This is a genomic window from Pseudomonas fluorescens (assembly GCF_030344995.1).
Classification (GTDB): domain Bacteria; phylum Pseudomonadota; class Gammaproteobacteria; order Pseudomonadales; family Pseudomonadaceae; genus Aquipseudomonas; species Aquipseudomonas fluorescens_BF.
The window spans coordinates 4,519,382-4,535,238 of the sequence record NZ_CP128260.1 but is presented as its reverse complement, the minus strand read 5'-3'; the positions used below and the strand labels follow the sequence as shown (position 1 = coordinate 4,535,238).

11 protein-coding genes are annotated in these 15,857 nt (G+C 61.0%); 5 read left to right on the top strand and 6 right to left on the bottom strand.

The window, feature by feature from the left end; all coding sequences use genetic code 11:
* Positions 1 to 10: 10 nt before the first annotated feature.
* Positions 11 to 1,021 (top strand): beta-N-acetylhexosaminidase, encoded by a 1,011-nt coding sequence (gene nagZ, locus QR290_RS20240; RefSeq protein WP_289203465.1) that lies wholly within the window; start codon positions 11 to 13, stop codon positions 1,019 to 1,021.
* A 13-nt stretch (positions 1,022 to 1,034) separates the two neighbouring features.
* The gene (locus tag QR290_RS20235) at positions 1,035 to 1,772 is read left to right on the top strand and encodes an S-methyl-5'-thioinosine phosphorylase (protein WP_289203464.1); all 738 of its coding nucleotides are present in this window, start codon (positions 1,035 to 1,037) and stop codon (positions 1,770 to 1,772) included.
* Between the two features lie 113 nt (positions 1,773 to 1,885).
* Here the strand turns inward: QR290_RS20235 and QR290_RS20230 are convergent, their stop codons facing one another.
* From QR290_RS20230 to mfd, 3 genes are read right to left on the bottom strand one after another with little or no spacing between them, the layout of a single operon-like run.
* Positions 1,886 to 4,576 carry a DEAD/DEAH box helicase gene (locus tag QR290_RS20230; RefSeq protein ID WP_115078653.1) on the bottom strand — a complete coding sequence of 897 codons (2,691 nt, stop codon included), beginning with the start codon at positions 4,574 to 4,576 and terminating at the stop codon, positions 1,886 to 1,888.
* Between the two features lie 11 nt (positions 4,577 to 4,587).
* Complete coding sequence (locus tag QR290_RS20225) at positions 4,588 to 5,154, bottom strand: CsiV family protein (RefSeq protein WP_289203463.1); 567 nt, start codon at positions 5,152 to 5,154, stop codon at positions 4,588 to 4,590.
* 10 nt (positions 5,155 to 5,164) lie between these two features.
* Positions 5,165 to 8,614, bottom strand: coding sequence for a transcription-repair coupling factor (mfd, locus tag QR290_RS20220; RefSeq protein WP_289203462.1), 3,450 nt, complete (start codon positions 8,612 to 8,614; stop codon positions 5,165 to 5,167).
* Positions 8,615 to 8,968: 354 nt separating this feature from the next.
* Here mfd and QR290_RS20215 point away from each other — a divergent pair, with 354 nt between their 5' ends.
* Positions 8,969 to 10,432 carry a glyceraldehyde-3-phosphate dehydrogenase gene (locus QR290_RS20215; RefSeq protein ID WP_007953026.1) on the top strand — a complete coding sequence of 488 codons (1,464 nt, stop codon included), beginning with the start codon at positions 8,969 to 8,971 and terminating at the stop codon, positions 10,430 to 10,432.
* Positions 10,433 to 10,497: 65 nt separating this feature from the next.
* Here QR290_RS20215 and QR290_RS20210 read toward each other — a convergent pair whose 3' ends face one another.
* Positions 10,498 to 11,790 carry an MFS transporter gene (locus QR290_RS20210; RefSeq protein WP_289203461.1) on the bottom strand — a complete coding sequence of 431 codons (1,293 nt, stop codon included), beginning with the start codon at positions 11,788 to 11,790 and terminating at the stop codon, positions 10,498 to 10,500.
* Between the two features lie 53 nt (positions 11,791 to 11,843).
* Between QR290_RS20210 and QR290_RS20205 the strand changes: the two genes are divergently transcribed.
* Together QR290_RS20205 and sthA are read left to right on the top strand one after the other, a co-directional pair.
* A complete protein-coding gene (locus QR290_RS20205; protein WP_289203460.1) occupies positions 11,844 to 12,890 on the top strand; it encodes an FAD:protein FMN transferase in 1,047 nt (348 codons plus the stop codon).
* Between the two features lie 201 nt (positions 12,891 to 13,091).
* Entirely contained in the window at positions 13,092 to 14,486 is a 1,395-nt protein-coding gene (sthA, locus tag QR290_RS20200) for a Si-specific NAD(P)(+) transhydrogenase (RefSeq protein WP_007953019.1), read from the top strand.
* Between the two features lie 42 nt (positions 14,487 to 14,528).
* Here the strand turns inward: sthA and QR290_RS20195 are convergent, their stop codons facing one another.
* Together QR290_RS20195 and QR290_RS20190 are read right to left on the bottom strand one after the other, a co-directional pair.
* On the bottom strand, positions 14,529 to 15,251 hold the full coding sequence (locus tag QR290_RS20195) for a glycerophosphodiester phosphodiesterase (protein WP_007953017.1): 723 nt from the start codon (positions 15,249 to 15,251) through the stop codon (positions 14,529 to 14,531).
* Between the two features lie 14 nt (positions 15,252 to 15,265).
* Entirely contained in the window at positions 15,266 to 15,847 is a 582-nt protein-coding gene (locus QR290_RS20190) for a PilZ domain-containing protein (protein ID WP_289203459.1), read from the bottom strand.
* Between the last annotated feature and the right edge of the window lie 10 nt (positions 15,848 to 15,857).

Below are 15,857 nucleotides of genomic sequence, written 5' to 3'. Positions count from 1 at the left end.
AGGAATCTCTATGACTGCTGGCCTGCAAGGCTCGTTGATGGTGGACGTCGCCGGTACCTGGCTGACGGCCGAAGATCGCCAATTGTTGCGCCAGCCCGAAGTGGGCGGCCTGATCATCTTTGCCCGCAATATCGAGCACCCACGCCAGGTGCGCGAACTGAGCGCGGCGATCCGTGCGATTCGTCCGGACTTGCTGTTGGCGGTGGATCAGGAAGGCGGTCGCGTTCAGCGTCTGCGTCAGGGCTTCGTCCGTTTGCCAGCCATGCGCGCCATTGCCGACAACCCGCACGCCGAATACCTGGCCGAACAATGCGGCTGGATCATGGCCACCGAAGTGCTGGCGGTCGGCCTCGACCTGAGCTTCGCGCCGGTGCTGGATCTGGATTACCAGCGCAGCGCCGTCGTCGGCACCCGCTCGTTTGAAGGTGACCCGGAGCGCGCCGCGCTACTCGCCGGTGCTTTCATCAAAGGCATGAACAGCGCCGGCATGGCCGCCACCGGCAAGCATTTCCCCGGCCATGGCTGGGCGGAAGCCGATTCCCACGTCGCAATTCCCAACGACGAGCGCAGCCTCGAAGAGATCCGCGCCAATGATCTGGTACCGTTCGCCAAACTGAGCAAGCAACTGGCCGCCGTCATGCCGGCTCACGTGATTTATCCGCAAGTCGACTCACAGCCCGCCGGTTTCTCCCGGCGCTGGTTGCAGGACATCCTGCGCGGCGAGCTGCAGTTCGACGGCGTTATCTTCAGCGATGACCTGTCGATGGCCGGCGCACATGTGGTTGGCGACGCCGCCAGTCGTATCGAAGCTGCACTCAGTGCCGGTTGCGACATGGGCCTGGTGTGCAACGACCGCGCGGCCGCCGAGCTGGCCCTGAGCGCCGCGCAGCGCATGAAGGTCAAGCCGTCGCCGCGCATCGCACGCATGCGCGGTCAGGCGTTCGCCAACACCGAATACCGTCAGGATCCGCGCTGGCTGACCGCTGTCGGCGCGCTCAAAGACGCTCAACTGATCGATTAAGGATTTTTTCGCTATGACGGTTTACGCAATCATCGGCGGCACTGGCCTGACCCAGCTGGAAGGCCTGAGCATTCGTCAGTCGCTGGCGGTGGATACGCCTTATGGCGCGCCATCGGCCGAGGTCCAGATTGGCGAATACGCCGGCAAGGAAGTGCTGTTCCTCGCTCGTCACGGTCATCCGCATCGCTTCCCGCCGCACAAGGTCAACTACCGCGCCAACCTGTGGGCGTTGAAGCAGGCAGGGGCCGAAGCGATCATCGCGATCAACGCCGTGGGCGGGATTCATCCTGCAATGGGCACCGGACATTTCTGCGTGCCGCATCAGATCGTGGACTACACCAGTGGTCGCGACCACACCTATTTCGCGGATGATCTGGAACATGTCACACACATCGACTTCAGCTTTCCCTACAGCGAGCCGCTGCGTCAGCAACTGATTGCTGCCTTGGCCGCCGAAGGTTGCGAGTACAGCGATCAGGGCGTTTACGCCTGCACCCAGGGCCCGCGCCTGGAAACCGTGGCCGAGATCGTGCGTCTGGAGCGTGACGGCTGCGACATCGTCGGCATGACCGGCATGCCGGAAGCGGCGCTGGCCCGTGAGCTTGATCTGGATTACGCCTGTCTCTCACTGGTGGTGAACCCGGCGGCGGGCAAGACTACTGAAGTAATCACCATGGCCGAGATCGAGCAGGCGTTACATGACGGCATGGGCAAGGTGAAGTCGACGTTGGCGCGCGTACTCAGGGGCTGAGTCTTGCTCGGAACCGAGTCGAGCCTTTCGCGGGCAAGTCCGCTCCCACAGAGGTCACGCTAAACCTGTGGGAGCGGGCTTGCCCGCGAATCGATCTGACAGCCGACAAAGACTCAGCGTTTTTCAAACTTGTCCGGCAAGGGCGCAAACAGCGCCTCGATATCGTCACTCTGCAGCTTCCAGTCCCCGGCCTTGCGCCCATCCAGCACGCCGGCCGCCAGGTCGGATTTTTCCTTCTGCAAGTGCTGAATCTTCTCCTCGACCGTGCCCCGGGCAATCATCTTGTAGACGAACACTGGCTTTTCCTGACCAATGCGATAAGCACGGTCGGTTGCCTGATTCTCGGTCGCCGGGTTCCACCACGGATCGTAGTGAATCACCGTGTCGGCTTCCGTCAGGTTCAGACCTACGCCGCCAGCCTTCAGGCTGATCAGAAAGATCTGACGCTTGCCGCTCTGGAATTCCTTCACTGGTGTACGCCGATCACGGGTCTGTCCCGTCAGCAGCGCATAGGCAACATTGCGTTTTTTCAGCTCGTCCTCGATCAGTGACAGCATCGAAGTGAACTGCGAGAACAGCAGAATCCGCCGACCTTCCTCAAACAATTCCTCAAGCATTTCCATCAGGCTGTCGAGCTTGCCCGAGGTGCTGCCGCGAGCGGGCAGGGTGGCGTCGTTGACCAGGCGTAAATCGCAGCAGACCTGCCGCAGCTTGAGCAGTGCTTCGAGAATGATGATCTGACTGCGTGCCACACCTTTGCGGGTGATCTCGTCGCGAACCTTCTTGTCCATGGCCAGGCGCATGGTTTCGTATACGTCGCGCTGAGCTTCGTTGAGTTCGACCCAGTGGATGATCTCGGTTTTCGGCGGCAGCTCGGTCGCAACCTGTTCCTTGGTGCGGCGCAGCAGGAACGGTTTGATCCGACCGTTGAGGTGCTGAAGTCTGACTTCGCTCGCGCGCTTTTCAATCGGCACGCGGTAATCGGCATTGAAGCTTTTGACGTCGCCAAGCCAGCCGGGCAGCAGGAAGTGAAACAATGACCACAGTTCGCCCAGGTGATTTTCCAACGGCGTACCGCTCAGGCACAGGCGCTGACGAGCATTGAGTTCACGGGCAGCCTGGGCGGCTTTGCTGTTCGGGTTCTTGATGTACTGCGCTTCATCCAGCACCAATACATGCAGCGGCTGCTGAGCCAGACGCTCGACATCTTTGGGCAGCAACGCATAGGTTGTGAGGATCAGGTCGAAATCGGCCAGATGCTCGAAATGCTTTTTGCGGCTGGCACCGTACAGGGCGACAACCTTGAGCTGCGGCGTGAAGTGCGCCGCTTCGTCCAGCCAGTTGGGAATCAGGCTGGTAGGCATCACCACCATGCACGGCCGATCCAGACGCCCGGAGTTCTTTTCGCTGAGAATATGCGCCAGTGTCTGTAGGGTTTTGCCCAGGCCCATGTCGTCCGCGAGAATCCCGCCGACCTCAAGTTGCCGCAGCGACTGCATCCAGCTCAAGCCTTCGAGCTGATAAGGCCGCAGCGTCGCATTCAGTCCCTTCGGTGCTTTGGCGCTGTAATCGCGGATGTCGCGCAAGCGCTGGGCGAAGCTGCGAATCTGCTCGCCACCCTCCCAGAGCAGGGGAATGCCTTCCAGCGAATTCAGGCGCGTGGCGTCGGCCTTGCTCAGGCGCAAGGTGGTTTCACCCGGCTCCTGCAAATAGAACTCGCCGAGGGTCGCGAGTACCGGCTTCAGCCGGCCGAGGGGCAGGGCAACTTGTAACGGCCCGTGCTCGCTGTTGCGTTGCGGGATGTTCACCAGAATCAGTTCATCGTCGCGACGGCGGGCGAGGCGTTCCGGGTTGAGAATTTCCGTGTGCGAACGCATCAGGTTGAGCAGGATCGGCAGCAGGCTCAGGCGCTCGCCGTTGACGATGATCCCAAGCTCCAGATCGAACCAGTCGCGTTCCGGCGCCTGCTCGACGGTGGCGTACCAGTCGTCGACGGCGGTCAGATCGAAACCGAACTCATCGTCGACCAACAGCTCCCAGCCCTGGGTGCGCAGCTTCGGCAGATCGTTGAGAGTGAATGTCAGCCAGGCGCTGTCGTTGACCATCTCGTAGAGTTCGCCGGCGCTTTCCGGCAGGGCCTTGCTCTGCCGGGTGGCGATGCGAAAACCGAGAATTCGCAGTTGCTCGCGGTAGCTCTGTTCGATGTCCGGGTGGCGTTTGACCCGCAGGGTCTGGGCTTCCTGGCGAATCAGAATGTCGCTGTTCTTCTGGCCGCTGACGTATTCGTCGAGGTAACTGAAGGACAGCGCCGCGCGATGCTGGATATAACGCTGCATCTTGCCGTTGCGCGGTTCGAACGCGCTGAACTCGACACTCGCCAGCCATAGCCGCGGCACCGGTTGCACGTTGTCCACCAGCACTTGCGGCGGCGCCTTCGGGCTGCGGTTTTCCAGCACAGCCTGGAGTTTTTCCAGCAGTTCGGCGTCTTTGGCAGCGGCGGGGTATTCGAGGGTTTCCTGCACTTGCAGCAATACCGCCGCGCAATGTTTGCAGTTGCTGTGAACCGGACAGGTGCAGGTGGCGTCGACCATCAGCAGCGTGCCTTTGGCCGACTCGCGCAGGTGAATCGTCTGACGGTAAACGTTACCGCCAGAGCCTTCGCAGCTGGCGGTAATGGTCGCATCGCCGACCTGCACGATCCGCACCCGGTTTTCCAGCGCGTAGCGGCGGCCACGCTCCAGACTTTGTTCCTTGAATCGGCTGACCCAGGAGGAGGCCAGCGGTTTACTCAGTGGCGGGGGCATAAGGACTTCGATCAGTCCGGAACGACTTCAGGCGCTTCCCGAGGCGCGGGCGCCGTCAGTGAAGTGATCTTGATCAGCAAGGCCAGGTGGCCGTTGTCGAGGTAGTTGAGTTGGCCGTTCTTGGTGTGGCTGTCCTGTTTCAGGCGCTCGCTGGCGGTGACCATGCCGTTGGCGTCGATCTGGTTGACCCAGAAGTCGGCGTTCACGTCGGTAAAGCGTCCGAGCTTCATTTCGATGGTGCCTTCGATCGGGAACTGGCCGAACTGCTCCTGACCATCGCTGACCGCAACTTTGGCGGGCGTCTCGCCCAGGGTCTGCTGCCAGGCTTTGTGCATCAGCACGCTGTACTCGCCGCTGGCGGTGAGTTTGGTCACAACATCGTTCAGCGCCGGGGTGCGCTTGCTGTCATCGCCCAGGCGTTGGGCGCCCGCCGCCCAGTCTTCCGGTGCAGCGCGGCTGACAATCGCCGGCACGGCGTTCTGGCGTACCAGAATCATTTCGACCTGATACAGGTCATCGGCAAACGCCGTCGGTGCTACCAGAGTCAGTATCAAGGTCAATGAGCGAAACAGGCGCATGCGGCGTCCTTCAAGCAGTTTTCGGGATGAGGCGCTCGAACAGCGCCTCCACAGTATTAAAGCGCTCTTCCGGGCGCTCCATCGGCACCTGGAACTTGAACATCGTGGCGCCTTCGAATTTGTAGCGTTTTGGCTGGCTCTGGATCAGTTTGATCAGGGTCATCGGGTCGACCGGCGTCTGCGCCGCGAACTCGATGCGCCCACCTTGCGGGCCGCCATCGACTTTCTTGATGCCCAGCTGCTCGGCCTGCAATTTCAGCGCCGTGATGCGCACCAGATTCTTGGTCGGCTCCGGCAGCAGACCGAAGCGGTCGATCATCTCGACTTGCAGATCTTTCAGGCCTTCCTCGTCGGTGGCCGAAGCGATGCGCTTGTACAGGATCAGGCGTGCGTGCACATCCGGGAGATAATCTTCCGGAATCAGCGCCGGCACCCGCAGATTCACTTCCGGGCCACCGCCGAGCGGTTGATCGAGGTTCGGCTGCTCGCCCTTGCGGATCGACTTCACTGCGCGCTCGAGCATTTCCATGTACAGCGTGAAGCCGACAGCTTGAATCTGACCGCTCTGACCGTCGCCCAGCAGTTCGCCGGCGCCACGGATTTCCAGGTCGTTGGTGGCCAGCACGAAGCCCGCACCCAGATCCTGAGTATTGGCAATTGCCTCCAGACGCTTTTCCGCATCGCCGGTGATCTGCTGACGTGGTGGGGTCAGCAGGTAGGCGTAAGCCTGGTGGTGACTGCGGCCAACGCGACCGCGCAGTTGGTGCAGTTGCGCCAGACCGAACTTGTCGGCGCGCTCGATGATGATGGTGTTGGCGCTCGGCACGTCGATGCCGGTCTCGATGATGGTCGAGGCGATCAGCACGTTGAAGCGCTTGTGGTAGAAGTCGCTCATCACCTGTTCGAGTTCGCGTTCGCGCATCTGCCCGTGGCCGATGCCGATTCGCGCTTCCGGCACCAGTTCGGCCAGATCGGCGGCGCACTTCTCGATGGTCTTAACGTCGTTGTGCAGGTAATAAACCTGCCCACCGCGCAGCAGCTCGCGCAGCAAGGCCTCTTTGACCGTGCTCTTGTTCTGCTCCATGACGAAAGTGCGCACCGACAGGCGTCGTGCCGGCGGCGTGGCGATGATCGACAGGTCGCGCATGCCCGACACCGCCATGTTCAGCGTGCGCGGAATCGGCGTGGCGGTCAGCGTAAGGATGTCGACTTCGCTGCGCAGGGCCTTGAGCTGTTCCTTCTGACGGACACCGAAACGGTGTTCTTCGTCGATGATCACCAGCCCGAGGTTTTTGATTTTGACGTCGTCCTGCAGCAACTTGTGAGTGCCGATGACGATGTCGATATTGCCTTCAGCCAGCTCGGCCACCGCAGCGTTCACTTCCTTGGCCGACTTGAAACGGCTCATCACTTCCACGGTCACCGGCCAGTCGGCGAAGCGGTCGCGGAAGCTGTTGTAATGCTGCTGGGCGAGCAGGGTGGTCGGCACCAGAATCGCCACCTGCTTGCCACCGTGCACGGCGATGAACGCGGCGCGCATGGCCACTTCGGTCTTGCCGAAACCCACGTCGCCGCAGACCAGTCGGTCCATCGGCTTCGGCGCGAGCATGTCTTCGCGCACGGCTTCGATGGTGGATTGCTGGTCCGGAGTCTCTTCGAACGGGAAACCGGCGCTGAAGGTCGCGTAATCGGCCTTCGGATCGGCAAACGCATAACCTTCGCGGGCGGCGCGGCGGGCATAGATATCGAGCAATTCGGCAGCCACGTCGCGCACTTGTTCGGCGGCCTTGCGCTTGGCTTTCTGCCAGGTCTCGGAGCCGAGGCGGTGCAGCGGGGCCAGTGCATCGTCGCTGCCGGTGTAACGGGCGATCAAATGCAGGTTGGCCACTGGCACGTAAAGCTTGGCGTTCTCGGCGTATTCGAGAGTCAGGAATTCGGCGGCCTGATTGTCGATTTCCAGAATCGTCAGGCCAAGATAACGACCGACGCCGTGGTCGATGTGCACCACTGGAGCGCCTTCGCGCAGTTCGGTGAGGTTCTTGATCACTGCATCGTTGTTGGCGTCTGCGCGTTTTTCGCGACGGCGGCGTTGCATCACGCGCTGGCCGAACAGTGGGCTCTCCGCAACCAGTGCCAGCGCCGGATCATCCAGCACCAGGCCTTCGTCGAGCGGGGCGATGGTGATCGCCAGGCGATCCTTGCTCGTGACAAAGTCCGGCCAGCTGTCGACGGTTTTCGGTCGCAGCTTCAGGCGATCCAGCAACTCCAGCAGCACTTCGCGACGGCCCGCGGATTCGGCGGTGAACAGCACGCGACCGGGGAATTCGTCGAGAAATGCCGAGAGCGCGGCCAGCGGCTGGGTAGCCTTGGCTTCGATCGCCAGGTTCGGCAAGGCCTGCGCCGGGAAGCGCTCGCGACCGGCGCCGGTTTCCACGTCCTGTTGACTGGCGACCACGCGCGGCCAGCTCTTCAGACGGGCGAAGCAGTCTTCCACTGGCAGGAACAGTTCGGCCGGAGGCAATAGAGGGCGGGATGGATCGACGCGGCGCTCTTCATAACGGTTGCGTACATCGTTCCAGAAGTTTTCCGCCGCCTGCTCGATGCCCGGCAGCGAGAACACTTGCGTGTCCTGCGGCAGGTAATCGAACAGGGTCGAGGTTTCTTCGAAGAACAGCGGCAGGTAGTACTCGATACCGGCCGGCGTAATGCCGCTGCTCAGGTCCTGGAAGATCGGGCAGCGACGGAAGTCGACGTCGAAACGCTCGCGAAAGCGCGCCTTGAAGCGGGTGACCGCGTCTTTCTGCAGCGGGAATTCCTTGGCAGGCAGCAACTTGACCGAATCGACCTTGTCGATGGAGCGCTGGTTTTCCGGATCGAAGGTACGCAGGGTTTCGATTTCGTCGTCGAACAGGTCGATGCGATACGGCAGTTTGCTGCCCATCGGGAACAGGTCGATCAGCGCGCCGCGCACCGTGAACTCGCCGTGCTCGTAGACCGTGTCGACGTAGCGATAGCCGCTGGCTTCGAGACGTAAGCGCATTTGCTCGACATCGAGTTTCTGTCCGACGTCCAGCACCAGGCTGCTGCCGAGCAGGAATTTGGTCGGCGCCAGACGGTGCAGGGCGGTGGTGATCGGCACCACCAGCACGCCATGTTCCAGCTCCGGCAGTCTATAAAGGCTGGCGATGCGCTGGGAGATGATGTCCTGGTGCGGCGAGAACAGGTCGTAGGGCAGGGTTTCCCAGTCGGGGAAATGCAGCACCGGCAAATCCGGGGCGAAGAAGCTCAGCTCCTGCTCCAGCCGTTCGGCACTCTGGCTGTCGGCGGTCAAAAGCAGCGTGAAGCGCTTGGCAGCGCTGGCAGCCTCGGCAATCGCCAGGCTCAGGGCGGCACCGGGGAGGTTGCCCCAGTGCTGTTTACCTGCCGCGGCAGGGAGAAGCGGTAGACGCAGAACAGGCACGGAAGGTTGAGCTCCAGGCGTTGCGACAAAGTCGGTAATTGTAGCGGCGTCCGGTGCCGCCTGTCAGTTGCAGGATGCGTCTATCTGCGCTGTTTGGGAAAAATGTAGTGGTAACCATAAAAACCAGCGCTTTTTTTACGGTTATGTAGTGCCAAATGTTGGTGGTGTTACGGAGGGTTACAGACATCGTCTAACAGTCGTCGAAAAAATGGCTGCGCTGGAAGCCCCGGTTTTACTGGGCTGGCGAGGAGCGTTATTTTTTTGGACGGATTTTTGTTACCGATTGCGCGACAAGCGCGCATTGCTACAAGAGGTTCTCGGCGGCATAATGTAGCCCCTTTTTTCTGCCCCTACATGTGGAAGGTTACCGTGACTCAGAAGCCCGACCAGTGTCTTGGTGAATGGATCGACCGTGAAGCACTCGCAGAAGCGATGATTCCGCTTATCGGTCAGCTCTACCGCAACAACAACGTGGTGAGCTCGATCTATGGCCGCAGCCTGATCAACCAGTCTGTCATCGCGATTCTCAAAGCTCACCGCTTTGCTCGCCACCGTTCTGCCGACGACAGCGAACTCTCCGTCCACGAAACATTCCCACTGCTCAAGGCCATGAGCGAGCTCAAGCTCGGCGCGGCCTCGGTAGATCTGGGCAAGCTGGCGTACAAATTCCGCAACGAAGGCAACGGCCGCACCGCCGAGCAGTTCGTTCGCGAAGAAATGGCTGACGTGGTTGGCCAGCAAAACGCTTCGGCACGCAAAGGCACCGACGTTGTGCTGTACGGCTTCGGTCGTATCGGCCGTCTGCTGGCGCGTATCCTGATCGAGAAAACCGGTGGCGGCGACGGTCTGCGTCTGCGTGCCATCGTGGTGCGCAAAGGCGCCGAAAACGACCTGACCAAACGCGCCAGCCTGCTGCGTCGCGATTCGGTACACGGTTCGTTCAACGGCACCATCACCATCGACGAAGAAAACAACACCATCACCGCCAACGGCAACCTGATCCAGGTTATCTACGCGAAGAACCCTACCGAAGTGGATTACACCCAGTACGGCATCAAAGATGCGCTGCTGGTGGACAACACCGGTGTATGGCGTGATGCCGATGGCCTGGGTCAGCACTTGCAGTGCCCGGGTATCGACCGCGTTGTTCTGACCGCGCCTGGCAAGGGCAAGCTGAAGAACATCGTTCACGGTATCAACCACAACGAAATCACTGCTGACGACAAGATCGTGTCCGCCGCTTCCTGCACCACCAACGCCATCGTGCCGGTGCTGAAAGCTGTGAATGACAAGTTCGGCATCATCAACGGTCACGTCGAAACTGTTCACTCGTACACCAACGACCAGAACCTGATCGACAACTTCCACAAGGGCGATCGCCGTGGCCGTAGCGCCGCGCTGAACATGGTGATCACCGAGACCGGTGCTGCCACCGCTGCTGCCAAGGCCCTGCCTGAGCTGGCCGGCAAGCTGACCGGTAACGCGATCCGTGTTCCGACGCCGAACGTGTCGATGGCCATTCTCAACCTGAACCTTGAGAAAGCTGCCTCCCGTGAAGAGATGAACGAGTACCTGCGCTACATGGCGCTGCACTCCGATCTGCACAAGCAAATCGACTTCGTGAATTCGCAGGAAGTGGTTTCGACCGACTTCGTGGGCTCGCGCCACGCCGGTGTGGTCGACGCTGAAGCGACCATCGTTCAGGACAACCGCGTTGTTCTGTACGTCTGGTACGACAACGAGTTCGGTTACAGCTGCCAGGTGATCCGCGTGATGGAAGACATGGCCGGTGTAAACCCGCCAGCGTTCCCGCGCTAAGCCTTAGCTGCAAATGAAAACGCCCCGACTTTGGTCGGGGCGTTTTTGTTTGTGCGCGATTTGCCTTAGCGGGGGGTGGCGGCTTGTGCCGTGCGCAATTCGTGCTTGTTGCCACGGAACAGCACCAGCGTGGCGATCAAGCCCAGTACCGCAGCGCCACTGAGCCAGATCCCCGGTGCCGCCTTGTTATCCAGCACATGGATCAGATAAGTGCAGGCCGCCGGCGTAAAGCCACCGAAGGTTGCGGTCGCCAGGCTGTAAGCCAACGAGAAACCGGTTGTACGAACTTCTACCGGCATGATCTCGGTGAGCGCCACCACCATTGCCCCGTTGTACGAGCCGTACAGGAACGACAGCCACAACTCGACGATCAGCAGATGGCTGAAGCTCGGGTTCGCCACCAGCCACGACAACGCCGGGTAAGCGGTCAGGATCGCCAGAGTCGTCGCCGCCAACAGAAGGGGTTTACGCCCGACCTTGTCAGAAACTGCGCCCATCACCGGCAGCCAGAAGAAGTTCGACAGACCGATGCACACGGTCACCAGCAATGCATCGAAGTCCGACAGGTGCAATTCCGCCTTGCCGAACGTCGGCGTGTAGGCGGTGATCAGGTAGAACGACACCGTCGTCATGACCACCAGCGCCATGCCTGCGATGACGATGCCAAAGTTCTGACCGATCGAGCGGACAATTTCCTGCAGGGTAGGGCGATGTTTGCGCGCCTGGAACTCCGGGGTTTCCTCCAGCGAGCGGCGGATGACGAAAATCACCGGGACGATCATGCAGCCGATCAGGAACGGCACGCGCCAGCCCCATTCGCCCATCTGTTCCGGGCTCAGCCAGTGGTTGAGGCCGACACCGAGCAGGCCGGCGAATACCACGGCGGCTTGCTGGCTGGCGGACTGCCAACTGACGAAAAAGCCCTTTCGGCCGGGCGTGGCGATTTCCGCCAGGTACACCGACACACCGCCCAGTTCCACGCCGGCCGAGAAGCCTTGCAGCAATCGACCGAACAGCACGATCAGCGGCGCGGCAACCCCAAGGGTGGCGTAGCCCGGCACGCAGGCAATCAGCACGGTGCCGGCCGCCATCAGGGCCAATGTGATGATCAGGCCCTGGCGTCGGCCGTGACGGTCGATGTAAGCGCCGAGAAAAATCGCACCCAACGGACGCATCAGGAAGCCGGCGCCGAAGGTGGCCAGGGAAAGCATCAGAGAAGCGAAAGCGCTGTCGGTAGGGAAGAAGGTCTTGGCAATGGCCGTGGCGTAGAAGCCGTAGACCATGAAGTCGAACATCTCGAGAAAGTTGCCGCTGACAACGCGAAAAATCGCCTTGCCTTTGCCGGTCGTGGAAGACATGGGTAGGTACTCGCTCTAAATCTTGTAAGAAAGCGTTGCGCTCGTAGCCCATAATGGCCGGCGCGGTTTTGCGGGGAGATGAAGAATTGTTAACTGGACGGTGGGGGATTCTCGTGCTGATGATCGGGGTTTTGTCCGGCTGCGGCAGCGGCGATTCTCTCGAGACTTTCGGCGGCCCGACCATGGGCAGCACCTATTCGATCAAGTATGTGCGCCACGCCAATCTGCCTGCCCCGCAGGAGGTTCGTGTCGAGGTGGAAAAAATCCTCGCGGACGTCGATCGGCAGATGTCGACTTACCGCGCAGACTCCGACATCTCGCGCTTCAACGCATTGCCGGCTGATCGCTGTCAGGTCATGCCCGCGCCGGTCCTTGAATTGATCCGCGTGGGCGAGCAGCTGTCACGGCAGAGCGAAGGTTCCTACGACCTCACGGTTGAGCCGCTGATGAACCTATGGGGTTTCGGCCCGCAGGGGCGTGAAGAAAAAGTCCCGGATGCGGCGGCGCTGGCCGAAGTTCGGCAGAGAGTCGGTCATCAGCACCTGCGCATCGATGGCGACCGGTTGTGCAAGGACGCGGCGGTCGAGGTGGACTTCGACAGCATCGCCGCCGGTTACGCGGTCGACACCATTGCCGCGCGGCTCGAGGCGCTGGGCATTCATGACTATCTTGCGGAAGCCACCGGCGAGCTCAAGGCGTCCGGCAAGAAACCCGACGGTTCGCCATGGCGTGTTGCACTGGAAGAGCCGCGCGACGATCAGCAGGTGGCAGAGCGTGTCATTAATGTCGATGGCTACGGTCTCTCCACCTCGGGTGACTACCGCAACTATTTTCAGCAGGATGGCCGGCGCTATTCCCACACCTTCGATGCCCGGACCGGTGCTCCGGTCCTACACGATCTGGCGTCGGTCACGGTAATTCATCCTTCAGCGCTGATGGCCGATGGACTATCGACGCTGTTGCTGATTCTCGGGCCTGAAAGGGCTTGGGACTATGCCGAAAAACACGACATTGGTGCATTCTTTGTGATTCGTGCCGATACAGGTTTCGTCACCCGCACCAGTCCGGCGTTCGAACGCCTCAGTGGCGCAAAAAATTGACCCGGAACAGTACGAAAGCTGGCGTTGTAGTGCAGGCAAAAGTAGCCTACGACGCGACCAAGGGTTAATGTGCGCGGCGTTGACGCTTCTATAGACTGTGTCCGGGTTTTCTACTGGCCCCCAATTGTTCCTTCGCGCCGTTGTTCGGCGTGATTTAGCCGCCGGTGCTGCTGGCACCGCGGCCTGTTCTGAGGAGTACGCATGGCTGTCTACAACTACGACGTGGTGGTGCTGGGTTCCGGCCCGGCGGGAGAAGGCGCGGCAATGAACGCCGCCAAAGCAGGGCGCAAGGTGGCGATGGTCGACAGCCGTCGTCAGGTCGGCGGCAACTGCACCCACCTGGGCACCATCCCGTCCAAGGCCCTGCGTCACTCGGTGCGGCAGATCATGCAGTTCAACACCAATCCGATGTTCCGTGCGATCGGCGAGCCGCGCTGGTTCTCCTTCCCGGACGTGTTGAAAAGCGCCGAAAAAGTCATCTCCAAGCAAGTCGCTTCGCGTACCGGCTACTACGCCCGTAACCGCGTCGACGTGTTTTTCGGCACCGGCAGCTTCGCCGACGAGCAAACCATCGAAGTGGTCTGCGCCAATGGCGTGGTCGAGAAGCTGGTGGCCAAGCACATCATCATTGCCACCGGTTCGCGTCCTTATCGCCCGGCGGACATCGATTTCCACCACCCGCGTATCTACGATAGCGACACCATCCTCAGCCTCGGCCACACCCCGCGCAAACTGATCGTTTACGGTGCCGGCGTGATCGGCTGTGAATACGCTTCGATCTTCAGTGGTCTGGGTGTGCTGGTCGAACTGGTGGACAACCGCGGCCAGTTGCTGAGCTTCCTCGACTCGGAAATCTCCCAGGCGTTGAGCTACCACTTCAGCAACAACAACATCACCGTGCGTCACAACGAAGAGTATGACCGCGTCGAAGGCGTGGACAACGGCGTGATCCTGCACCTGAAGTCCGGCAAGAAGATCAAGGCCGACGCCTTGCTCTGGTGCAACGGCCGTACCGGCAACACCGATCAGTTGGGTCTGGAAAACATCGGGGTCAAGGTCAACAGCCGTGGTCAGATCGAAGTCGACGAGAACTACCGCACCTGCGTGCAGAACATCTATGGCGCCGGTGACGTGATCGGCTGGCCGAGCCTGGCCAGTGCCGCCCACGACCAGGGCCGTTCGGCCGCTGGCAGCATCGTCGACAATGGCAGCTGGCGTTTCGTGAATGACGTGCCGACCGGCATCTACACCATTCCGGAGATCAGCTCGATCGGCAAGAACGAGCAGGAACTGACCCAGGCCAAAGTGCCGTACGAAGTGGGCAAGGCGTTCTTCAAGAGCATGGCGCGGGCACAGATCGCCGGCGAGCCGCAGGGCATGCTGAAGATCCTGTTCCACCGTGAAACCCTCGAAGTGCTGGGCGTTCACTGCTTCGGTTATCAAGCGTCGGAGATCGTGCACATCGGTCAGGCGATCATGAACCAGCCGGGCGAACTGAACACCCTGAAGTACTTCGTCAACACGACGTTCAACTACCCGACCATGGCCGAAGCCTATCGGGTAGCGGCGTACGACGGCCTCAACCGGCTTTTTTGACGGGCTCCGGCCGGTGGCCTGAGCCGGCCGGGGAGACCGATTTCAGCAATTCCCGAGGGTGGCAGTGGCCAAACCGGGAAAGTCTGTAATCAGGCTGTCAACGCCGAAGTCGGCGAGTCTGCGCATCAGCGCAGGCTCGTTGACGGTCCACACCGACACATGCAGCCCCTGACGCTGCGCCTTTTGCAGGCGTTCCGGCGTACACAGCGTCCAGTTCAACGCCAGAATCTCGCAACCATAACTTTGCGCGACCTTCAGCGGGTCGAGCCAGGCGTATTCGGCCACCAGGCCGCGCGATACGTCCGGCACCAGATCCAGTGCAGCCTTCAATACTTCCCGCGAACTCGAGGTGATCGTCACCTTGTCGAGCAGCCCGTGCCTGACCGCCATTTCACGGATCGCCAGTACGGTGGTCGCGGCGCGGGTGCGCGAAGCGCTTTTGACTTCCAGCTGCCAGTGCTCGAAATCACATTTTTCGAACAGTTCTTCCAGCGTCGGAATCGGGCACGGCTTGATCCAGCCCGGGCCGCCCTTGCGCGCGTCGTAGGTCACCAGGTCGGCGGCAGTGTGCTCGACCACCTTGCCACGCCGGTCGGTGGTGCGCTTGAGGGTCGGGTCGTGGATGACCATCAACTCGCCGTCCTTGGACAGGTGCAGGTCCAGTTCGCAGCGGCGTACGCCGTGCTTGAGACATTCCTGGAAACTGCTCAGGGTGTTTTCCGGTGCTTCGCCCTTGGCGCCGCGGTGGCCGTAGATAAGGGTCACGGTTCTTCCTTAATTTAAATGCCTGATTCGTTCTGTTCGCGGGCCAGACGTCGTTCCTGGGCCTGCTTCTGCAAGATATAGCGGGCGAGCAACTGGCGCTGGGCGTCGGTCAGGTGTTCGAACTCGGTGCCGACGTCGTAGCCGTCGCCCTTGCGGTCGCAATGGGTCACGCGGGCGCGCAGCAACAGGCCAAGCGCCTGGGGCATCAGCACCAGTTTCACCGACAGGTGGGCGCCGGTGGCGATCGGGGTCGGGTGCTGAAAGTCGATGCCGCCCTCGGAGATGATCACCGGTTGCGGCTCGCCGATATGGCCGAGCACGGTCAGGGCGACCACCTGGCTGAGCAGGTCGATGCGTTTGTTCTGGGATTTCAGGAACGCCGAGATGGCGCGGTCGCGTTCACTGATCTGGCGCAGCAGGTGTTGCGACTCGAATTCGCTCAGGTGCAGTTCGCTGAGCAGGTTGAACAGTGGGGAAGCATCCTGCAACACTTCCTGGCCTGCGGCTTCGGGAGCGGACAGGGGCCGAATTTCCAGTGCGATCATGTCCTCGATACGGTAGTATTCGCGGCGATCTTCTTCATCTAATGTCGACATGGCGAACCCA